This is a genomic window from Mesorhizobium sp. M7A.F.Ca.US.006.01.1.1, from assembly GCF_003997935.1.
GTDB lineage: Bacteria > Pseudomonadota > Alphaproteobacteria > Rhizobiales > Rhizobiaceae > Mesorhizobium.
The window spans coordinates 29749-31111 of the sequence record NZ_RZQL01000051.1; the positions used below are offsets into that span (position 1 = coordinate 29749).

A 1363-nucleotide genomic window follows, 5' to 3' on the forward strand; every position below is an offset into this window, starting at 1 on the left:
TCGGTGGAGGCATCGTCGACGACGACGACCTCCGCCACTTCCGGTTCGCGCAACGCGGATGCGATGGCCACGGCGATTGTCGCTGCGGCGTTTTTTGCCGCGATGATCACGCAGACTTCGGATTTCGTCATCGACATGGATTTGCCTCTCGTACAGGTAATATCGATTTGCCCTCGCCCCGTACTCGTTCGATGCACTACAGAATTGCCATCAGCACCCAATTTGCCTTCATTCAGCGACTCCCCGGCCGCTCGAAGATGCGGCGACTGATATCGGCGGACGCCGCCCAGCCTGCTTCGGCGAGATAGCGGACCGGCGCGCGACCGCACAGTTCCCACAGCACCGTTCGCCGCTGTGGCCACCGCAGCGACGGCAGCCACGGCGCGATGACCATGCTGAGCAGATCCTCATTGCCGATGCGCGACAGGATCCTGGTCGCGCGCTGCGACAGCAGCGTGCCGGCACCGCCGAGTAGCACATCGGCGGCGCGCAGGCCAAGCAGCAGCGTGTCGTCCAAACCTTGCGCGGTTGCGGCATCGAGCAAACGCTGCTGATCCGCCTCGTCGAGGCGGCCGGCGCTGGCGCCGATATCACAGACGTAGCCCGCGCAGGGTTCCCGGTTGAAAAGTGCCTTGGCGACGCTGATGCAGGACAAAAGCAAAGTATCGGCCACCGAGGTGAACGGCACCGTCGCACCGGCGATTTCGACCTGTCGCCTGCGCCGCAGGAACCCGTCCGCGTCGCGCGGGCTTGGCGACCCGGGCTGCTGGAGGCGGTAGTGGAGATCGACGGTGGACGACCTCGGCCCGTCGCCCCGGGTCATGTGCTGTTCGCCGAGGAAGCGGACCCACCAGACGGAGCTCGACTTCACGGATACCTCATAGCCGATGTTGCGAAGGGCATCACGCGCCCTGAAAAATCCGAGCGGCGAAACCAGAATGTCGACATCGCCCGAGGGCTTCATAAAATGGTCGTCGTAGAGAAGCTGCTGCTGGAACGGACCCTTGAGAAAAACGAAATCGATCTCGCTGGCGCGCAGCACATCATGGATCGCCATCGAATCCATGATGCAGGACGCGTTCATCGAAACCGTTTTCCTGCGGTAGGTGTCGAGCCATTGGAAAAGTTCAGGCGGCCTCTGAACCGCGGGTGCGCGTGAAAGGGCCTTGAGGACAAAGACGGCGACCTTGTTCAGCCTGGCAATGTCGGCAATTTTTTCACCATCAAGATCGCGCATCGAAACGTCGCCCGCGCTCGACCCGGCGAAATACAATCGCAGGCAGGCCTGCACGTAGGCCACCTCGTCGGCACAGCCGGCGGCGCGCAATCGTTCGTATGAGCCATCCGGCAAGGCCATTTAGCG

Annotated in this window: 2 protein-coding genes; both read right to left on the minus strand. The window is 62.6% G+C overall.

Features of this window, described 5'->3' with window-relative positions; translation table 11 throughout:
* The coding region (locus EN943_RS38315; protein ID WP_245475759.1) for a glycosyltransferase at positions 1-137 on the minus strand (137 nt) is incomplete at its 3' end.
* A gap of 95 nt (positions 138-232) precedes the next feature.
* Positions 233-1237 carry a nucleotidyltransferase family protein gene (locus tag EN943_RS11860; protein WP_245475750.1) on the minus strand — a complete coding sequence of 335 codons (1005 nt, stop codon included), beginning with the start codon at positions 1235-1237 and terminating at the stop codon, positions 233-235.
* Between the last annotated feature and the right edge of the window lie 126 nt (positions 1238-1363).